At 69.0% G+C, this 19,243-nt stretch carries 20 protein-coding genes; 13 read left to right on the top strand and 7 right to left on the bottom strand.

All coding sequences use genetic code 11. The features are described from left to right. Window positions 1-29 precede the first annotated feature (29 nt). On the top strand, window positions 30-323 hold the full coding sequence (locus IEZ09_RS25925; protein WP_189256361.1) for an Rv1322 family protein: 294 nt from the start codon (window positions 30-32) through the stop codon (window positions 321-323). Here the strand turns inward: IEZ09_RS25925 and IEZ09_RS25920 are convergent. Together IEZ09_RS25920 and IEZ09_RS25915 are read right to left on the bottom strand one after the other, a co-directional pair. Next, window positions 304-987 carry an alpha/beta fold hydrolase gene (locus IEZ09_RS25920; RefSeq protein ID WP_189256360.1) on the bottom strand — a complete coding sequence of 228 codons (684 nt, stop codon included), beginning with the start codon at window positions 985-987 and terminating at the stop codon, window positions 304-306. The two genes, IEZ09_RS25925 and IEZ09_RS25920, sit on opposite strands and share 20 nt — an antisense overlap. Next, entirely contained in the window at window positions 987-1,523 is a 537-nt protein-coding gene (locus IEZ09_RS25915) for a GNAT family N-acetyltransferase (RefSeq protein WP_308202425.1), read from the bottom strand. The genes IEZ09_RS25920 and IEZ09_RS25915 overlap by 1 nt, the downstream gene beginning before the upstream one ends. Before the next feature lie 15 nt (window positions 1,524-1,538). Between IEZ09_RS25915 and IEZ09_RS25910 the strand changes: the two genes are divergently transcribed. After that, entirely contained in the window at window positions 1,539-2,096 is a 558-nt protein-coding gene (locus IEZ09_RS25910) for a histidine phosphatase family protein (RefSeq protein WP_308427936.1), read from the top strand. On the opposite strand, the gene IEZ09_RS25905 is transcribed toward IEZ09_RS25910, so the two are convergent. Next, a complete protein-coding gene (locus tag IEZ09_RS25905; RefSeq protein ID WP_189256357.1) occupies window positions 2,068-3,318 on the bottom strand; it encodes a coiled-coil domain-containing protein in 1,251 nt (416 codons plus the stop codon). The genes IEZ09_RS25910 and IEZ09_RS25905 overlap by 29 nt on opposite strands. A gap of 36 nt (window positions 3,319-3,354) precedes the next feature. Continuing rightward, window positions 3,355-4,668, bottom strand: a complete 1,314-nt coding sequence (ccrA, locus tag IEZ09_RS25900; RefSeq protein WP_189256356.1) for a crotonyl-CoA carboxylase/reductase — start codon at window positions 4,666-4,668, stop codon at window positions 3,355-3,357. Between the two features lie 164 nt (window positions 4,669-4,832). On the opposite strand from ccrA, the gene IEZ09_RS25895 reads away from it, so the two are divergent. Further along, window positions 4,833-5,192: an SPW repeat domain-containing protein gene (locus IEZ09_RS25895; RefSeq protein WP_189256433.1), complete on the top strand. Its 360-nt coding sequence runs from the start codon at window positions 4,833-4,835 to the stop codon at window positions 5,190-5,192. A gap of 61 nt (window positions 5,193-5,253) precedes the next feature. Continuing rightward, window positions 5,254-5,820, top strand: coding sequence for a TetR/AcrR family transcriptional regulator (locus tag IEZ09_RS25890; protein WP_229812965.1), 567 nt, complete (start codon window positions 5,254-5,256; stop codon window positions 5,818-5,820). Here IEZ09_RS25890 and mce read toward each other — a convergent pair. Next, complete coding sequence (mce, locus tag IEZ09_RS25885; RefSeq protein WP_189256355.1) at window positions 5,783-6,229, bottom strand: methylmalonyl-CoA epimerase; 447 nt, start codon at window positions 6,227-6,229, stop codon at window positions 5,783-5,785. The two genes, IEZ09_RS25890 and mce, sit on opposite strands and share 38 nt — an antisense overlap. A 124-nt stretch (window positions 6,230-6,353) precedes the next feature. Here mce and IEZ09_RS25880 point away from each other — a divergent pair, with 124 nt between their 5' ends. The 6 genes from IEZ09_RS25880 (at window position 6,354) to IEZ09_RS25855 (ending at window position 12,378) form a co-directional block, all read left to right on the top strand. Then, entirely contained in the window at window positions 6,354-7,544 is a 1,191-nt protein-coding gene (locus IEZ09_RS25880; RefSeq protein ID WP_189256354.1) for an acetyl-CoA C-acetyltransferase, read from the top strand. Window positions 7,545-7,555: 11 nt separating this feature from the next. After that, a complete protein-coding gene (gene meaB, locus IEZ09_RS25875) occupies window positions 7,556-8,506 on the top strand; it encodes a methylmalonyl Co-A mutase-associated GTPase MeaB (RefSeq protein ID WP_189256353.1) in 951 nt (316 codons plus the stop codon). Beyond that, window positions 8,503-9,111: a hypothetical protein gene (locus IEZ09_RS25870; RefSeq protein WP_189256352.1), complete on the top strand. Its 609-nt coding sequence runs from the start codon at window positions 8,503-8,505 to the stop codon at window positions 9,109-9,111. The genes meaB and IEZ09_RS25870 overlap by 4 nt, the downstream gene beginning before the upstream one ends. A 140-nt stretch (window positions 9,112-9,251) precedes the next feature. Continuing rightward, entirely contained in the window at window positions 9,252-10,760 is a 1,509-nt protein-coding gene (locus IEZ09_RS25865; protein ID WP_189256351.1) for a sensor histidine kinase, read from the top strand. Beyond that, the gene (locus IEZ09_RS25860; RefSeq protein WP_189256350.1) at window positions 10,751-11,404 is read left to right on the top strand and encodes a response regulator; all 654 of its coding nucleotides are present in this window, start codon (window positions 10,751-10,753) and stop codon (window positions 11,402-11,404) included. The genes IEZ09_RS25865 and IEZ09_RS25860 overlap by 10 nt, the downstream gene beginning before the upstream one ends. Before the next feature lie 2 nt (window positions 11,405-11,406). Further along, on the top strand, window positions 11,407-12,378 hold the full coding sequence (locus IEZ09_RS25855; protein WP_189256349.1) for a BUD32 family EKC/KEOPS complex subunit: 972 nt from the start codon (window positions 11,407-11,409) through the stop codon (window positions 12,376-12,378). Here the strand turns inward: IEZ09_RS25855 and IEZ09_RS25850 are convergent. Continuing rightward, window positions 12,375-13,691, bottom strand: coding sequence for a glycosyltransferase family 2 protein (locus IEZ09_RS25850; protein WP_189256348.1), 1,317 nt, complete (start codon window positions 13,689-13,691; stop codon window positions 12,375-12,377). The two genes, IEZ09_RS25855 and IEZ09_RS25850, sit on opposite strands and share 4 nt — an antisense overlap. 346 nt (window positions 13,692-14,037) lie before the next feature. Between IEZ09_RS25850 and wecB the strand changes: the two genes are divergently transcribed. Genes wecB through IEZ09_RS25835 form a run of 3 tightly spaced genes read left to right on the top strand, consistent with a single transcriptional unit; the run spans window position 14,038 to window position 17,720 of the window. Further along, entirely contained in the window at window positions 14,038-15,294 is a 1,257-nt protein-coding gene (gene wecB / locus IEZ09_RS25845; protein WP_189256347.1) for a non-hydrolyzing UDP-N-acetylglucosamine 2-epimerase, read from the top strand. Continuing rightward, the gene (locus IEZ09_RS25840) at window positions 15,291-17,093 is read left to right on the top strand and encodes a DUF2334 domain-containing protein (RefSeq protein WP_229812964.1); all 1,803 of its coding nucleotides are present in this window, start codon (window positions 15,291-15,293) and stop codon (window positions 17,091-17,093) included. Before wecB ends, IEZ09_RS25840 begins: the two co-directional genes overlap by 4 nt. A gap of 12 nt (window positions 17,094-17,105) precedes the next feature. Then, window positions 17,106-17,720 carry a hypothetical protein gene (locus IEZ09_RS25835; protein WP_189256346.1) on the top strand — a complete coding sequence of 205 codons (615 nt, stop codon included), beginning with the start codon at window positions 17,106-17,108 and terminating at the stop codon, window positions 17,718-17,720. Here IEZ09_RS25835 and IEZ09_RS25830 read toward each other — a convergent pair. Then, a complete protein-coding gene (locus tag IEZ09_RS25830; protein ID WP_189256345.1) occupies window positions 17,705-19,243 on the bottom strand; it encodes an alpha/beta hydrolase in 1,539 nt (512 codons plus the stop codon). The genes IEZ09_RS25835 and IEZ09_RS25830 overlap by 16 nt on opposite strands.

Genomic DNA, 19,243 nt, shown 5'->3' with positions numbered 1-19,243 from the left:
CTGATTCTACGAGCGGTTACCGTGTGGTCGTGCCTCGTCGTAACGCGCCCAAGAACGAAGACCCCAGGCCGCTCGGGGGCGGTGTCGGCTGGGCCCGTGCCGAGTCGGGCCCGGACGGCGACTGGCTGGTCCGCGCCATCTCGGGGGCGCAGGCCCAGAAGACCTATCGCTGTCCGGGCTGCGACCACGAGATCCGCCCCGGCACGCCGCACGTCGTCGCCTGGCCTGCGCAGGAGTCGGGCTCGGTGGAGGAGCGCCGCCACTGGCACCAGGGCTGTTGGGACTCGCGTGGCCGCCGGGGTCCTACAGCCCGGCGGTGGTGAGCCAGCGCTCCACCAGCTCGGCGAACCGCTCCGGCTGCTCCACCGGTGGCAGGTGGGCGACCCCTTCCATCTCGACGAACGTGCTGCGCGGCAACACCTCCGCGAGCTGCCGGCCGATCTCCGGCGGCATGAGCGGGTCGAGCTCGCCGGTCACCACGAGCGCGGGGATCTCCGCCTTGCCGAGCACGTCAGCGGAATCAGGCCGTTTCGCCATCGCCCGCTGCCACCACGCCACGTCCTCCGGCCGCTGCTCGAGGATCATGGTCGTGACGAGCTTCCGCGCCTGCGCCGACGCGTTCGGGCTGAGCAGGTTCGGCAGCATCGCCTCCGCGAGCCACTCGCCGACACCCTCCGCCTCGACCCGATCGGCCATCGCATGCCGGTTCCGCACGGCTTCCGGCGCGTCCGCGGTGTGCTTGGTGTCGACGAGGACGAGACCTTTCACGCGTTCCGGCGCGCGCCTGAGCACGGCCATCGCGACGTAACCGCCCATCGAGCACCCGCCGAGCACGACCTCCCGGTCGCCGAGCTCGGCGATGACCTGGCTCGCGAGCGTGTCGAGGTCCGGTTCGCCGTGCCCGCGAAGGGTCGGCGTCAGCGCACCCGGCACGTCCCACATCCGTGCGTCGAGCGGAAAGGCGTGCAGCAGCACGAGATCGTCCATCAGCTCTCCCACTCCGGCGCCAGCACCGACCAGACCTCGAGGTCCTGCCGGACCCCGCGGTGCACGAAGTACGAGCGCAGCACCCCGTCCCTCGTCAGCCCGAGCCGCCGCGCGACGGCGATGCTGGGCGCGTTCTTCGACGACACCAGCCACTCAACCCGATGCATGCCCCGCTCGCGAATCGCCCAGTCGATGAGCACCCTGGCGGCCCGCGTGATCAGTCCCTTGCCCGTCGCCGCCGGTTCCAGCCAGCACCCGACCTCGGCCCTGCCCTGCGACACGTCCATCTCGCGGAAGATGACGCCGCCGACCAGCTTGTCGTCGAGCCAGATCCCGTAGATGCGACCGGTGTCGCTCGCCGTCTTGTCCGCGTAGCGCTGCAGGAGGTTCCGCGCGCTGTCGAGATCCTTCGCCGCGTCCGCGAACCCGATGTGCTGCCCGATGAACTCCCGCCCGCGCTCCATGTGCGCGAAGAACTCTTCTGCCTGCCACGGCTCCAACGGCCTCAGCTCGGCTCCGTCGCCCAACGACCTCACGAACATCGTTCCCCCATGATGAGTGTTATGCCGACCCGAATCGTATTAGTGCGTCATGCACAGTCCGTCCCACCACGGTTCGGTGTGCCCGACTACGACGAGCGGCCCCTGAAGCCGGAAGGTCTGGCGTCCGCGCGGGCTCTGGTGCCGCGCCTGGTGAGTTGCGCGCCGGTGGCGGTGCTGTCGAGTCCGCTGCTGCGGGCGGTGCAGACCGTCGCGCCGACCGCGGAGGCGCTGGGGCTCGAGGTGACGACCTGGCCGGAGTTGCGGGAGTGGAGGTCGGGGCTGGTGCCGAGCGCCGACTTCGTGGAGCAGTACTCCCGTAGCTGGGCGAATCCCGGGTTGGTGCACGGGGACGGCGAAAGCCTCGACGAGCTGACCGTGCGGGCGGGGAAGGCGTTGGCGCGCATGGCCGAGGAGCACCCGGATGCGACCGTGCTGGTGGGATCGCACGGGATGTTCGTGTCACGCGCGTTGATCGCGGCAGGACATCGCGCGGACATCGAGTTCCTCCACGCGATGCCGATGCCGGCGATCTACGAGGTCACTTCTTCGCCGGTTGCGGGCGAGTGATCTTGGCCGTGGGACCGTCGACCTGCTTCGTCTCCGCGGGCTTGGCCGGTGCGGCGGGCTTGGCCTGAGGTGCCGCGGGCTGTGCCGGAGCGGGAGCGGCAGGAGCAGGAGCCGCGGGAGCCTGTGCCTGCTGGGCGGGAGCCTGCTGCGCGGGAGCGGCCTGAGCAGGAGCCTGCTGCGCGGGCACCTGCGACCCCTCCGACGCCCCTGCCGGCGGCTCCTTCTCCTCCTCCACCGGGTCGAGCAGCGGCACGACCTCCTGCAACGCCGTCCGCACGCTGTGCAGCTGGTGCGACAGGCGGTTGCGGAGGGTGCGGAGCTGGTCGACGCGCTGGGTGGCGGCGGTGGTGCGGCGGTTGGCTTCCTCGGTGGCCTCGCGGACGCGGCGGTTCGCCTCGTCGGTGGCCTCCTGGATGCGGGCCGTGGCCTCGGTGATCGAGTCGTGGCGGCGGCGGTTGGCCTCCTCGGTGGCCTCGCGGACTCGGCGTTCGGCTTCGGCCTTGGACGAGGTCTGTTCGGCGGCGATGGCCGCGCGGACGCGGGCGGCTTCCTCGGCCGCCTCGCGCAGGCGGCGGTCCGCCTCCGCCTTCGAGGTGGCCTCCTGCTGGGCGAGGGTGGCCATGGCCTCGCTGCGGCGGGCCGCCATCGCGATCTCGAAGTCCTCCTCGACGGTCACTCGGCGGGCCTCGGACTCGTCGGCGATCTTGCGGGCGGCCGCCTCGGCCTCGGAGACGATCTTCTCGGCCTCGGCGCGGGCCGTCTCCAGGACGCCCTTGTGCTCGGCCTCCATCTGGGCGCGGCGTTCGTCGAGTTCGGCGATGAGCTTCTCGTAGCGCTGGCGGAGCACACCCGCGTCGGCTTCCGCCTTGGCGCGGATGTGCCCGCCCTCCGCTTCGGCACGGGCCTTGATCTCGTTGGCCTCGTCCTGGGCCAGCCGCAGCATGCGCTGGAGGCGCTCGGAGAGCCCCTCCAGCGTCGTCGGCGGCAGCGACAGGCGCTCCACCTGGTTGCGCAGCTCGGTGATCTCCGAGCGTGCGGCTTCCAGCTGGCGCGCCAGGTCGGACGTCTGGGACACGGCGGCATCGCGGTCAGCGGCCAGCAGCCGCAGGTCCGAGTCGAGGCGTTCGAGATGATCCTCGACCTGGGCGCGGTCGTAACCGCGCTTGACGATGTCGAAGCCGGATCCCAGTGGGACGAGGTCACGGTCGTCGGCGAGGCCCATGCCCCTCACGCTACCCGTTCGGGTAACCCTGGAAGGTCACACACCCCGGAATCGGTTGATGGCCGTGAGGTGCTTCTCGCGCATCTCGTGATCGAGAACACCCAGACCCTCTTCCGGGGCAAGGCACAGCACGCCGACCTTGCCCTGGTGCACGTTGCGGTGCACGTCGTGCGCGGCCTGGCCCGTTTCCTCCAACGAGTACACCTTGGACACTGTCGGGTGGATCTTTCCCTTGGCGATCAAGCGGTTCGCCTCCCACGCCTCGCGGTAGTTCGCGAAGTGCGAGGAGATGATCGACTTCAGGTTCATCCACAGGTAGCGGTTGTCGTACTGGTGCATGTACCCGGAGGTCGACGCACACGTCACGATCTTGCCGCCCTTGCGCGTCACGAAGACCGAGGCGCCGAACGTCTCCCGGCCGGGGTGCTCGAACACGATGTCCGGGTCCTCGCCGCCGGTCAGCTCGCGGATCTTCGCGCCGAACCGCTTCCACTCGCGCGGGTCCTGCTCGTGCTCGTTCTTCCAGAACTTGTAGCCCTCAGCCGAACGGTCGATGATCAGCTCAGCGCCCATGGACCGGACGATCTCCGCCTTCTCCGGCGAGGAGACGACGCAGATCGGCGTGGCGCCGCCGTTCAGCGCGAACTGCGTGGCGTACGAGCCGAGACCGCCGGACGCACCCCAGATCAGGACCGTGTCGCCCTGCTTCATGTTGGCGCCGTTGGTCGACACCAGCTGCCGGTACGCGGTGGAGTTGACCAGACCGGGGGAGGCGGCCTCCTCCCACGTGAGGTGCTTGGGCATCGGCATCAGCTGGTTCGACTTCACCAGCGCGAGGTCGGCGAGACCTCCGAAGTTCGTCTCGAAGCCCCAGATCCGCTGCTGCGGGTCGAGCATCGTGTCGTTGTGCCCGTCCGGCGCCTCCAGCGGCACGTCCAGGCAGTGCGCGACCACGCGGTCGCCCGGCTTCCACGCGGTGACGCCGGGACCGACGCGCACGACGACACCGGCCAGGTCCGAGCCGACGACGTGGTACGGCAGGTCGTGGCGGCCGCCCAGCTTCTTCAGGAAGCCGAACGTGGACACCGGCTCGAAGATCGAGGTCCACACGGTGTTGTAGTTGATCGCGGAGGCCATGACGGCGACCAGGGCCTCACCAGGGCCGAGCTCCGGCGTGGCGACCTCGTCGACGTGCAGCGACTTGCGCGGGTCCTTGTCCCGCGTCTCGAGACCCGAGAACATGTCGGCCTCGTCCGCGTGCACTGTCACGCCCCGATAGCTCTCCGGAACGTCCAAGGAACCGATCGCGTCCAGCTCGTCGGCCAGAATCGCATCAAGGATCTTCTGCACGGCGGCATTCCTTCCCTAGTGAGGGATCGTCGCAGGTTGCCGGAGGTTACCGACCAGTAAACGATCCAGAATCATGCCTGTGAGGGATTCCACTGAGATTTCTTGACCGGGCGGCCAACCAAGCGGAGCATGGAGGTGTCCGAGCAAGGAGGAGGTGTGTGGAGATGACCAAGGCGTGGACCAGGTGGCAGGACTGGGCCGAGGTGGCTATCGGCGTTCTGGTGCTGCTCTCTCCGCTCGTCGTGGACACCTCGAACGCGGCCATGTGGACGATGATCGTGCTCGGCGCGCTCATCGCGATCGACGGACTCGTCGATCTGGCCATGCCCGCGATGATCTACGGGGAGTACGTGCAGATGGTGCTCGGAGCACTGCTGTTCATCTCGCCGTGGGTGATGAGCTACACCGACATGACCCAGGCCTCGTGGGTTTCCTGGGTCGGCGGCGTGCTCACCGTGGCCGCGGGGGCGCTGGCGATGCCCGCCGCGAACGCAGCGCACTCGGCTGCGGCGCAACCGCACTGACCAGAAAACCGTGGGCCCGGGAGCAGTCTTGGGCCCACATCCCTGCTCGTTGGAGGCTCGCGTGGAGGATTCGGCCAAGGAGCGCATCCTGGCCGCGGCCGAGGAGCTGTTCGCCGACTCCGGCTTCGACGCCACCCCGACCTCGCGCATCGCCGAACGCGCCGGCGTGCCCAAAGGCCTGGTGCACTACTACTTCAACCGCAAGAAGGACCTGCTGGCCGCACTGGTCGCGCGGTTGCCCGACAGCACCGTCGACCACCGCAGGGTCGTGGTCGTGGGCGACATCGCCGAGTCGTTGCGAAGGCTCGTCGCGGCACTCGACGCGCGCCTGAACGCCTCACCCCTGCTGTCCCACCTGCTCTGGCGTGAAGCGGATACGCATTCGGCGGTCCGCGACGCGATGCAGGCGCGCTACGACAACGTCGCGGCGCAGATCAAACAGGTCATCCTCGCCGCGGGCGGGGCAGCGGTGGCGATCAAGGACGTCGAAGCGGCCGCGGCACTCCTCGCGCTGGCCGTGAGCTACCGGCACTCGGTGGCACGGCACAGCGACGAGGACGACCCGATCGATCGAGAACTGAGCTTCGTCGCTAATGCGCTGACCCGGCGGGTTCAACCAGCTCGATGAGCACGCCGCCCGCGTCCTTGGGGTGCACGAAGTTGACGCGGCTGTTCGACGTGCCGCGCTTGGCCGCGTCGTAGAGCAGGCGCAGCCCCTTCGCGCGCAGCGCGTCCGCCGCGACGTCCACATCGGACACCCGGTAGGCGAGCTGCTGCAGGCCGGGGCCGGAGCGGCCGATGAACTTGGCGATCGTCGAGTTCTCGTTCAGCGGCGCCAGCAGCTGGATCGCCGTGCCGTCCTCGTCGCCGGGCGCGTGCAGCATCGCCTCGCGCACGCCCTGCTCCTCGTTCACCTCTTCGTGCGCGACTTCGAGGCCGAAGTTGTCGCGGTAGAACGCGATGGCGACGTCGAGGTCGGGCACCGCGATGCCCACGTGGTCGATCGCGGTCACGAATCGGGCGATGTCTGCGTTCATAGCGGGGAAGGGTAACTACCTGATCGGTGCAGGTGCCCCTGTGCGTGGTCTCACACGATTACCGCCCAGTAGCCGCGGGTATGGTGCCTAGTTAACGACCGTTCGCTCTTCCATGGAGGCAGCTGTGTCCGGTTCCGTCATCGTCGCCGGGGCGCGCACCCCGATGGGGCGACTGCTCGGATCGCTCAAGGATTTCTCCGGCGCCCAGCTCGGTGGCGTCGCGATCAAGGCGGCACTGGAACGCGCGGGCGTGGCTCCCGAGCAGGTTCAGTACGTGATCATGGGTCAGGTGCTCACCGCCGGTGCGGGCCAGATTCCCGCCCGCCAGGCCGCGGTCGCCGCGGGCATCCCGATGAACGTGCCCGCCCTGACCATCAACAAGGTCTGCCTGTCGGGCATCGACGCCATCGCGCTCGCCGACCAGCTCATCCGCGCGGGTGAGTTCGACATCGTCGTGGCCGGTGGCCAGGAGTCGATGACCCAGGCGCCGCACCTGCTGCCGAAGTCGCGCAGCGGGTTCAAGTACGGCGACGTGCAGCTGCAGGACCACATGGCGCACGACGGCCTGTTCTGCGCGTTCGACCAGGTCGCGATGGGCTCGTCGACCGAGAAGTACAACGCCCGCTACGGCGTCACCCGCGAGGAGCAGGACGCGTTCTCCGCGCGGTCGCACCAGCTCGCCGCGAAGGCCGCCGAGAACGGCGTGTTCGACGCCGAGATCGCGCCGGTCGCCATCCCGCAGCGCAAGGGCGACCCGATCCTGTTCAGCACGGACGAGGGCGTTCGCGGCGACACCACCGCCGAGTCGCTCGCCAAGCTGCGTCCCGCGTTCGCCGCGGACGGCACCATCACCGCGGGGTCGGCGTCGCAGATCTCCGACGGTGCCGCCGCCGTCGTCGTGATGAGCAAGGCCAAGGCCGAGGAGCTCGGCCTGGAGTGGATCGCGGAGATCGGCGCGCACGGCGTCGTCGCGGGTCCCGACGCCTCGCTGCACGAGCAGCCGTCCAACGCCATCAAGGCCGCGTGCGCCAAGGAGGGCATCGAGCCCGCCGACCTCGACCTGGTCGAGATCAACGAGGCGTTCGCTGCGGTCGGCATCGTGTCGACCCGCCAGCTCGGGATCTCCGAGGACAAGGTCAACGTCAACGGCGGCGCCATCGCGCTCGGCCACCCGATCGGCATGTCCGGTGCCCGTATCGCCCTGCACCTCGCTCTGGAGCTGCAGCGGCGTGGGGGCGGCGTGGGTGCCGCGGCGCTGTGCGGCGGTGGTGGTCAGGGCGACGCTCTGATCATCCGCGTGCCCAAGAAGGCCTAGTGTCTTTGGCTGTGGCCAAAGCTGTTGACGTAGCAGGACTGGTCGACCGCGCGCGTGACGGCGAACCGCGCGCGGTCGCCAGGCTGATCTCCCTGGTGGAGCAGGGGAGTTCGCAGCTGCCCGAGGTGGCCGCGGCGCTCGCTCCGCACACGGGCGACGCCCAGGTCGTCGGCATCACCGGCGCGCCCGGCGTCGGCAAGTCGACCTCCACCAACGCTCTGGTGCGGGCTTTCCGCGACCAGGGCAAGCGGGTCGCGGTGATCGCCGTCGACCCGTCCAGCCCGTTCTCCGGCGGTGCGCTGCTGGGCGACCGCGTGCGGATGGGCGACCACGCGACCGATTCCGGCGTCTTCATCCGTTCGATGGCCACGCGCGGGCACCTGGGCGGGCTCTCCTCGGCCACACCGCAGGCGTTGCGCGTGCTCGACGCGGCCGGTTTCGACGTGATCCTGGTCGAGACGGTCGGCGTCGGTCAGTCCGAGGTCGAGATCGTGGCGCTGGCCGACACGACGCTGGTGCTGCTCGCGCCGGGCATGGGCGACGGCATCCAGGCCGCGAAGGCGGGCATCCTGGAGATCGCCGACGTGTTCGTCGTCAACAAGGCCGACCGCGACGGCGCCGACCAGACCGCGCGCGACCTCAAGTACATGATCTCGCTGGGCCGCCGCGACCGGGAAGGACCGCTGTGGCGCCCGCCCGTCGTGAAGACGGTCGCCGCGCGCATGGAGGGCCTGGACCGCGTCGTCGAGGCCATCGCCGAGCACCGGGAGTGGATGGCCTCGCACGGCGAGCTGGAGGAACGCCGGCTGCGCCGCGCGGCCGCCGAGATCGAGGCGATCGCGGTTGAACGTGTGCGAACGCGATTCGGCCCGGTGGACCAGCTGGCCAAGCGCGTGGTGTCCGGCGAGCTGGACCCGTTCGCCGCCGCGGAGCAGTTGATCAGCGGTAACCTGCCGGAATGACCGCTTGGGGACCGCCTCCACCTGTCGTCGTCGACCTCGGCAAGAGTGCCACCCGCAAGGTGCTGATCGGCGGCACGGTCGCCGGCGGGCTGGGCATCCTCGCCCTGATCGGTGCCGTCAGCGCCTTCGCGGACGGCGAGCCGGTCGGCGGGATCATCGCGGGCATCATCGGCATCGCCTTCACCGGCATCGGCGTGATGGCCGTGGTGAAGTGGAAGGTCGTCTCGCGTCCTCGCAAGCTGATCATCGAGCAGCAGGGCATCCGCCTCGACGACCCCCAGGGCATGCCGTGGGCGGTCGGCTGGCAGGAGCTGGGCGCCATCTCGATCTCGCGCACGCAGGAACGCGCGGTGCAGCTCGCGGACGCGCTGGTCAGGCGCACGATGGTCCGCGTCGACCTGCACCCGCGCGACCCGCAGCGGTTCCGGCCGGCGCACCCCACGATGGAGCCGCTGTGGGAGTTCCACCGGGTGCGGAACGGGTACCGGCTGCCGCTCGGGGACTCGGCGGGGTTCATCGCACCGATCGACCACGGCTTGCGGACATTCGCGCCGCAGATCTACCGCGGTGTTGTGGACGAAGGGTTCAGTGTCGGGCTGCACTGACGTCCGAACGGGTACATCTCTACTCTGAGTAGTTCTCCTTTTCACCGTTTGCGGTGATGGGGCTCCCCTTTGACTACTGAGGGGAGTTACTCTCGGTCGTTCGTACGGTGTCACTTCTCTCCCCCCAAAGGGGTGAAGCCGTGGGCGGCAACGTGAGCACGGAACAGCGGGTGCTGGACGTCGTGCTGTCGCTCGCCGACGACGACACCCTTCCCGAGCTGCTACGACACGTGGTCGAGTCGGCGTGTGAGCTGATCGGCGCCCCCTACGGCGCTCTCGCTGTCATCAACGGCCACCGCGAGCTGCTGGAGTACGCCCACACCGACGGCCAGGCCCACGTCACATCGGGTGATCCACGCTCGATCGGCGTAGCGGACTTCCTGGGCGCGCCCGTCAAGGTCCACGACGAGACCTTCGGCAACCTCTACCTCGCGGGCAAACCCGAGTTCACCGACCAGGACAGGGACATCCTGACCGCGCTGGCCACCGCGGCGGGCTCCGCGATCGGCCACCTCGACCGCTACGAGCAGACGCGCAAGCGCGAGACGTGGCTGCGCGCCGCCGCCGAGGTCACCACGAACCTCCTGACCGGCACGAACGGCAGGGACGCCCTGTACGTGGTGGCGCGAACGGTGAGGGAGACGGCCAAGGCCCACTTCGGCGCGGTCGTCCTCCCGGACCACAACGGCGACCTGGTCATCGAGGTCACCGACGGCGGCACCTACGACGCCGAGGGCATGCGCCTGCCGAGGAAAGGCACGGTCAGCTACCGCGTCTACGAGTCGGGCCGGTCCGAGTGCCACGACGAGGGCACGGTCCCGACGGTGCCCGGCCCGTGCGCCGTGGTCCCGCTGACCGTCGGCGACCGCACGATCGGCGTCCTGATCGTGGCGAGGCGGAAGGGCGAGGCCACGTTCGACGACGTCGAGCTGATCGAGGCCTTCGCCGCCCAGGCCGCGCTCGTCCTGGAGTTCGCCCGCGCGAAAGGCGACACGGAACGCCTGGCGGTGCTGGAGGAGCGCGACAGGATCGCCCGCGACCTGCACGACCTCGTCATCCAGCGGCTCTTCGGGCTCGGTCTGGGCCTGCAGGGCCTCACGGGGATGAGCGGCACGCCCGTGCTCACCGAACGGATCACCGGTTTCGTGGAGGAGGTCGACCACACGATCCGCGAGATCCGCAGAACGATCTTCTCCCTCCAGGAACCGCCCACCGGCGGCATGAGCCTGCGCGGTCAGCTGCTCAACGCGGTGCACGAGTCCGCGCGGCTGCTGGGCTTCGAGCCGGACGTGTCGCTGGAAGGCCCGCTGGACACCGTCGTGCCCGACCAGGTCAGGCCGGATCTGCTGGCCACGCTCCGAGAGGCGCTCACGAACGTCGTGCGGCACGCGAGAGCACGGCACGTGGCTGTCGCCGTGAGCGTGAACCGCACGATGACCCGGCTGGAGCTCAGCGTCTCCGACGACGGCAGAGGCTTGCCGTTGACCGACGATTCCTGCGCTGTGCCCCATCACGCCGGTGGGCTCGCGAACATGGCGGCTCGGGCGCGGCGCCACCACGGCGACTGCGCGGTGGACTCGATTCCGGGTGCGGGCGTGAGCATCACCTGGTTCGTCCCTCTGGTGCTGCAGGAGGCGAGATGGCGATAGCGGTGCTCTTGGTGGACGACCACGAGATCGTCCGGCGCGGGCTGGTGCAGCTGCTGGCCCAGGCGGACGACATAGCCGTGGTGGGGCAGGCGGACAGCGCCACCGCCGCGATCGCGCTGGCGCCGAGGCTCAAACCCGACGTGGCGATCATCGACGTCCGCCTGCCAGACGGCGACGGCGTCACGGTGTGCCGGGAGATCAGGAGCCTGGTGCAGCCGTCACCCGCGTGCCTGATGCTCACGTCCTATTCGGACGACGAGGCGCTGTTCGGCGCGATCATGGCGGGCGCGTCCGGGTACATGCTGAAGGAGGTCAGCGGCAACGACCTCGTGGCCGCGGTCCGCACGCTGGCGTCCGGCGGCTCGCTGCTGCACGCCGGTGTCACCTCGACCGTCCTGCAACGGCTCAGGGGTGGGCCGGAGGAGGACCCGCGCTATGCGGCGCTGAGCCCGCAGGAGCGCCGGATCCTCGACCTGATCGCGGAGGGGATGACGAACCGGCAGATCGCGAACCGGCTCTTCCTCGCCGAGAAGACCGTGAAGAACTACGTGTCCTCGCTGCTGCACAAGCTCGGGTTCGACCGGCGGACCGAGGCCGGTGTCTACGCGGCCAGACGCCGGCGGACACATCCCGGTACGTTCTGAGAGTGCTCGATGCCCGCTTGGCCGCTCATGGTGCTGTCTCCACGACGTTGGCCGGGCTCGATGATCACGAACTGCGCGACCTCGTCGAGAGGGCGGAACCGATCGGCTCCGGCATCGGCGGAACTTCCGCGCTGCTGGACGTCGGCGGAACGCCGGTCTTCGTCAAGCGGGTGCCGCTGACTGATCTGGAACTGCGGCCGGAGAACGTCCGGTCCACGGCCAACCTCTTCGGGCTGCCCGTCTTCTGCCACTACGGCGTCGGGCTCATCGGCGCGCCGGGTTTCGGTGCGTGGCGGGAGCTGGCCGTGCACACCATGACGACGGACTGGGTGCTCGCGGGGGACCACGAGGGTTTCCCGCTGATGTACCACTGGCGGGTGCTGCCGCATCCGGGGCAGTCGCTTCCCGACGAGCTGGCCGACGTGGACGCGGCCGTCGCCTACTGGGGCGGTGGAGCGGAGATCCTCCACCGGATCGAGGCTCTGCGCGACTCCTCGGCGAGCATCGCTCTGTTCCTGGAGTACATCCCGCAGAACCTGCACGACTGGCTGGGCTCTCAGGTCGAGCTCGGCGACGAGGCTCTCGAAGGTGCCTGCGCCATGGTCGAAACGCAGCTGGAGGCCGGGACGTCGTTCATGAACGCCAGAGGTCTCCTGCACTTCGACGCCCACTTCCAGAACGTCCTGACCGACGGCGAGCGCCTGTACTTCGCGGACTACGGCCTCGCGATCTCCTCCCGGTTCGACCTGTCCGAGGAGGAGACGGCCTTCTTCGCCGAACACCAGGCCTACGACCGTTGCTACAGCGTCACCCACCTGGTGATGTGGCTCAACGCCGTTCTGCCCGGCCGCGTCCCGCCACAGGTCGCGGCGATCCTCACCCGCCACGCCCCGGTGGCCGAGGCGATGACGGGCTTCTACCGCAGGTTCCAGCGCGAGAGCAGGCAGACCCCGCACCCGCTGAAGGACCTCTAGGCCACCCGCGGCACCGGCTTCGCGGCCGGAGCTTCCTTCTCCACCAACCGTTCCGTCTTGGCCCACGAGTTGCGCCCGGCGAAGTGCCGGTACAGCGCGCGCAACGTGGAGATGGAGCCCAGGATCAGGAACGCCGGGTAGGCGAGACCGACCGCGAGGCACCGCCACAGCGGTTCGTCGGCGTGCCTGAGCCGGTGCACGACGCCCCAGATCAGGCCGGGCAGCACCAGTGCCACGAGCCAGATTCCGAGTGCCAGCAAGGTGTTCGAGCCGCTCACGGACATGCCGCCGATGCTGTGGCCGCTGAACTGCGCGTAGAAGTTGATGCCCACCAACGCGGTGATGAGCAACGTCATCGGTGCGACCAGCCACGGCGTCAGCAAGTACTGCAGGAACTCAAGTAGCGCGACGGAGCCCACGTGCTTGGCTCTGACCAGCTTCGGCACGTAGCCGAGGCACTGGAGGTTGCCCTGGCCCCAGCGGGTTCGCTGCCGCAGCAGGCGGTTGACGTCGATCAGGCCCTGCTGGGTGATCGTCGCGCGGGTGGCGTAGCGGATGCGCTGGCCGGAGAGGTGCACACGCAGACCCAGTTCCAGGTCTTCGACCAGGCAGGCGGACCAGGGCGCGTCGCCGAGTTCCCGCAACGTCGAGAGCCGCACGAACTGGCCGTTGCCGCCGAGTCCGACGGTGCCGAGCACGTCTCGCAGCGACTGGGACGCGTCCACGACACAGCTGAACTCCAGGTCCTGCAGGAACGCCAGCAGGTTGGTGCGGTTGTGGATGCGGACGCGACACTGCACGGCGCCCACGTCGCGCTGCCCGAAGTACGCGGAGATCTCGGACAGCATGCCGGGCTCGCCGCGGCCGTCGCCGTCGATCACGCCGACGATCGTGCGGTGCACGGTGCCGGCCTCCTCCGCGATGCCGCGGACGTACCGGTACGCGTGGTTCAGCGCCTCACCCTTGCCCTTGCGGGCATCGGGCGGGTTGCGGCGCAGCACGTGCAGCCGGTGGTCGTCGATCTCGGCGAGCACGTGCGGGGTGCGGTCGTCGGATCCGTCGTCCACGACGACGACCTGGACCGGTGTGCGCGCGCCGTCGAGCGCCAGTGCGGAACGCACGGTGTTCGCGACGACACGTTCCTCGTTCAACGCCGGAATGATGATCCAGTACTGCAGCGGATGCCGCGAAGGTACTTCCGATCCGCCCGGTTTCGGACGCCACCAGACGAACAGCGCCAGCACCAGGTTGTAACTGGGCCAAAACACCAGCAGGACGAGCATGAACGTCGCGAATTGTGTCGTGTCGCTCATGACACAAACCTGTCTACAAAAGCGGTTGTGCTGGCAACAACAGCCAACCGGAGATGAAGTTGAGTCATTGCTGGCTCCTGGTAACGATGCGCTGGGCCGGTGCGAGATACCAGACAGCAAGGCCAGGAGCTGGTGTTCGAGGCGAGACTAGGGCGGGTGGAGCGGAGCGTCAACCGGCCATATCGGGGACGAATGGAGCTTCGTTACACGAAGTTCGTCAACCTAATCACCGATATGGCGGTACCCGCGCGAGGCGGGTGCTAATTGATTGTCAGCGATGATCGAGTCGCTGTGGGTGATGGCGCACGTTCGCCGCGCGTGCCTGAAGAGTCCGAAGAGGTAAAAGATGGGACTAAGTGCCCTGGTACCCGGCCCTCGGCAGTTATATCCGGGCGAGGTTCCCGAGGTTTTCCTGGTCGCGGGAACCAGACCGGAGGCGGTGAAGATGGCCCCGGTCGCCGCCGCGATGTTCTCCGGCGGGCGCATCCGGCCGGTGCTGGTGAACTCCGGGCAGCACCCGGAGATGGTCGACCAGGCCCTGGAGTCGTTCGGCTTCGTGGCGGACGTCGCGCTCAAGCTGAACCGCGTCACGGGCGGTCAGGCCGAGCTGACGAGCCAGCTGATCGAGGAACTCGACCGGCTCTTCACCGAACGCACGCCCGCCGCCGTCCTGGTCCAGGGCGACACGACGACGACGCTCGCGGGGGCGCTCGCCGCGTTCTGGCACCAGATCCCGGTCGTGCACCTGGAGGCAGGACTGCGCTCGCACGACCTGACCTCGCCGTTCCCCGAGGAGGGGAACCGCAAGATGGTCGGCCAGCTCGCGTCCCTGCACCTCGCGCCGACGGCGGACGCCGCCGCGCACCTCGCCGCGGAGTCGTTGCAGGGCAACAACGTCCTGACGATCGGCAACACCGTGGTGGACGCCGTGCTCGACGTCGCCGCCCGGCGCGCGCCGTACGGGGACGCGCGGCTGCAGGAGATCGAGAACCGGGTCCACGCGGGACAGTCGCGGCTCGTGCTGGTCACCACGCACCGCCGCGAGTCGTGGGGCGAGCCGCTCGACCGCGTGCTGCACGCGGTGGCGGACATCGTCGAGGCCCGCCCGGACGTCGAGGTGGTCCTCCCCGCGCACCCGAACCCCGCCGTGCGCAGGCAGGTGCTCGACGTGCTCGGCGGGATCAGCCACGTCACGATCACCGACCCGCTGCCGTACGCGCAGATGGCCAGGCTGCTCGCGCAGTGCACGCTGGCGTTGTCCGACTCGGGCGGCATCCAGGAGGAGGCACCGTCGTTCGGTGTTCCCGCACTGGTGCTGAGGGACGTGACCGAGCGGATGGAGGCCGTCAACGCGGGCTGTGCCGTGCTCGTCGGCACCGACCGCGAGCGCATCACGTCACTCACCATCCGTCTGCTCGACAACCCCTCCGCGCGCGAGGCGATGACCGCCGACGGCAACCCGTTCGGCGACGGTCTCGCGTCCGTGCGCACCGAACAGGCATTGGCCTGGCTGCTGGGCCTGCAGCAGCAACGACCCGTTGAGTTCGCTCCTTACGCCGGCAGCGCGACGGTGCGCATGCCGGGAGAGGTGGATGTCGCATGAAAGGTCGGCTGATCAAGCTGGCTGCCGGGGTCGCACTGGCGGTCTCGATGGTTTCCGTGCCCGCCGCACAGGCGGACCTCGCGCTCGACCCGCATCTCGGCGAGCTCGTGAACAACGCGCTGCCCGCGCCGCCGACGCCGCAGACCAAGCCGTCGACGACCAGCACCCGCTTCGGCAAGCTCACGACGGACCCCAAGCCGATCTCGACGGCGATCGGCCCGTTGTCGCTGTCGTTGTCGCTGGGAGCCACGTCCACGTCCACGTCCGCGGCCGCGGCCGGCACGAACGGCGGTGGGGCACCGGGCGCGAAGGCGGGGCAGAAGACGCTGGTGCTCTACGACAGCACCGGTCAGTGGGCGTGGCTGGGTGAGGCGTACGCGGCGCAGGCGGGCAACCTCGCCTCGCACGGCAGCTCGTACGTCATGCACCCGGTCGCCGGCTACACCGCGGGTGAGATCGCCGGCTACACCGGCGTGATCTACATCGGCTCGACCTACGACGAGCCGATCCCGGTGCCGTTCCTCGACGACGTGCTCGCGACCACCAAGCCCGTGCTGTGGATGGGGCACAACATCTGGCAGCTCACCGCCCGTGCGCCGAGCTTCGGCACGACGTACGGCTGGAACTGGGTGCAGTTCGACTTCGGCGCCGCGACCACGGTCCGGTACGAGAACACCGACCTCGGCCGCAGCTCGCTCGCGACCCCGTCCGGCCTGATGATCACGCAGATCACCAACCCGGCGATCGCGTCGGCGCCCGCCGTGGCGAACGGCTCGGCGTACGGCCCGATCAACTGGGCCACCAAGGCGAAGAACCTGACCTACGTCGGCGAGATCCCGTTCAGCTACGTCGACCACGGCGACCGCTACCTGGCCGCCGCCGACCTGATCAGCAAGGTCTCGAACCCGACGATGGCCGACCGCAAGCGGGCCCTCGTGCGCATCGAGGACGTCGGCCCCGACGCCGACCCGTCCGAGCTGCGCGCGATCGCGGACTACCTGTACCGGCAACGGATCCCGTTCAGCATCGCCACGTACCCGAGGTACGAGAACCCGTACGGCGTGGAGAACAACGGCGTGGCCGAGTCCTACACCCTCGCGCAGCGCCCGGACGTGATCAACGCGTTGCGGTACATGCAGAACCGCGGCGGAACGATCCTGATGCACGGCTACACGCACCAGTTCGAGAAGCTGATCAACCCGTACGACGGCGTCAGCGGCAACGACTTCGAGTTCTACACGGCTCACGTCGACGCCAACAACAGCGTGATCTACGACGGCCCGGTGCCCGGTGACTCGGCGGCGTGGGTGCAGAGCAGGATCAACGCGTCGACGTCGGCGTTCGCGGCGGCGGGCTTCCCCAGGCCCGCGATCTTCGAGCCGCCGCACTACGCCGCGTCGGCCGCGGACTACGAGGTCATCCAGCAGAACTTCGGCAAGCGCTACGACCGCGGTCTGTACTTCGCCGGATACTGCCCGGGCGGCGCGTGCGGCACCGGCACGCCGCAGTACGACAAGATCTACGGCCAGTACTTCCCGTACCTGGTCCGCGACATCTACGGCTCCGTCGTGGCGCCGGAAGCGGTGGGCAACGTCGAGCCGGAACCGTTCAACAACCACCCCGCCAGGCTGCCGGCCGACCTGATCAAGACGGCGCAACAGCTCAAGGTGGTCGATGATGGTGTCGCGAGCTTCTTCTACCACCCGTACCTCGGTACCGGGTACCTGAGGGACACCGTCAACGGGCTGAAGAACGCGGGCTACACGTTCGTGTCCGTCGGTACCGTGATGGCGGGCTGACAGGAGGTTGGCGTGCGCTGGTTGTGGGCGGTGCTGATCCTGGCCGGCTGTTCCGCAGGTCAGGTCGGCCCGCCCACCTCCGGTGGCACCGACGAGGGCTGGCAGGTCACCGTCTACTACACGGCGGTCGAGAAGTTCCACAGTGGACCGACGGTGCCCGTGCGCGGGTGCCCGGTCATCGACTGCGAGCACGGCAACGAGCTGCTCGGCACGTTCCCGCAGTCGTTCGCGAAGGCGGTGAAGGACGAAGGTACCGGCCGGACCGCCTCCGGCCGGTACCTCAACTGGTCCCACGACAAGGGCTACTGGCTGGACGACGCCCCGCGGGACGCGTTCGGCAAGCCCCTGAAGCCGTTCGTCTCCGCGGCCGCGGACGGTCTGCGGCAGGGTTCGCGCATCAAGATCGTCTCTTGTGGACAGACGCAGGAGGGCGCGAACGTCGACTTCGCCGTGTGCCAGAAGCTCGCGGCGTCGTCGTGGGAGATCACCGACGAGTTCACCCCTGGACTCGGCGGGAGCCGGCACATCGACCTCTACCTGGGCGAGGAGACCGGCCCCCGCTTCACGGAGAGTCCCTGGTACACCACCTTTTCCGAGGCGGTGCTGGAGGTTCACCAGCCGAGCTGAACCGCCAGCTGCCGCGCCTGCTCCAGCACCCCGGCCCGCTGCTGTCCCGGCTCCGGCAGCGGTACGCCGGGACAGGACAGGTCGGCGGACGGCGTCACGCGGTCGACGAGGTAGCGCTCGACGACGTCGTTGACGCAGCCGTTGTTCATCCCGTAGATGCCGTGGTCACCCTCGTCCTGCACGGTCAGCAGCCGTGAGCCGGCGAACCCGGCGTGGGCCTTGCGCGCGCCCTCGATCGGCGTCGCAGGGTCGCGCACCGACTGCACCATCAACGTCGGCGCGACACCGATTCCGTCGGGGTGCTTGAGCTGCACGTTCGGGCGGTCCCAGAACGCGCACGGGCCCATGATCTGGTAGTAGCCGAACAGCGGCCACCTCGCCCCGTCGCGCACCGCGTCGCGCTCCAGGTACCTGCGCCCGCCCTGGAACGGCGTGTCGTTGCAGAGGATCGTGTACAGCGTGGCGGTCTGCGCGTCCGGGTAGTTCGCCTGCGCCTTCAGCTGCGCCGGCACCGCACCCGCCAGCTCGGCGAACTTCTGCGCGGTGGCTTCGAAGGAGTACTTGCTGTACTGCCCGCGGAAGAGCAGGGCGTCCAGCGTGACCGGGTAGTAGGTGCCGCCGTCCGGCAGGGTGACGGGCTGCGCGGCGAGCTTCGCGCGCGTCCGCTCATAGGTTTGCCGCACCTCTTCAGCGGTCTTGCCGAGGTGGTAGAGGTTGTCGTACTTCGCGGCCCACGGGAGGAAGTCGACGCGAAATCGCCGTTCGACGCCCATGCCGAAGTCGTCGAACACCTCCTGCCACGGCCCGGTGAACTGGGCGTTCGAGTCGAGCACGATCTTGTCGAGGGTCTTCGGGAAGTACGTGGCGTAGTAGGCGCCCATCCAGCTGCCGCCGGAGTAGCCGAGCCAGTCGACCTTCTTGCGCCCCAGCACCTGCCGGAGCAGGTCGAGGTCCTTCACGGTCTGGTCGGTGGTGACGTACCGGCCGAGCTCGCCCGACTTGGTCTGGCAGAACTTCGCCTGCAGCTCCATGCCGCGGTAGAGCAGGTCGAGGTTGGCCTTGCTGCGGTCGCGCGGGTCGGTCGAGCCGAGCGTGTCATACAGGCCGCAGGTGATGTTGCTGCTGGCGCCGGTGCCGCGCACGTCGATGCCGTAGATCTCGGCGTTCTCGCTGAGCTTCGGTCGGCTCAGGAAGGCCAGCGGCAGCGTGCGGCCCTCACCGCCGGGCCCACCTGGATTGGTGAAGACAGCGGTCTTCCCCTTGCCGTTCAACGGAACCGTGCGGCTGACCGCGATCGTGATGGTCTTGCCGTTGTGCGGGTTGTTCCAGTCCATCGGAGTGGTGAACTGGCCGCACTCCAGACGTTCCGCACCGGGCGGGAAGCCGGGCGGGACCTGGTCGAAACACTTCTGCCACGTGATTTCCTGCTTGGCGAAGGCGTTCTCGGCCTGCGCCTGCGGGACGATCCACAGCGACGTTGCTGTCACGACGGCCAGCGCCGCCGCGATTTTCCTGCGTTGCAT

Origin of the sequence: Lentzea flava, assembly GCF_014648475.1 — a bacterium.
In the GTDB taxonomy this organism is placed as follows: Bacteria; Actinomycetota; Actinomycetes; order Mycobacteriales; family Pseudonocardiaceae; genus Lentzea; species Lentzea flava.
Note: the sequence above shows the minus strand (reverse complement) of the source record. Positions and strands in the feature narration are given on the sequence as shown.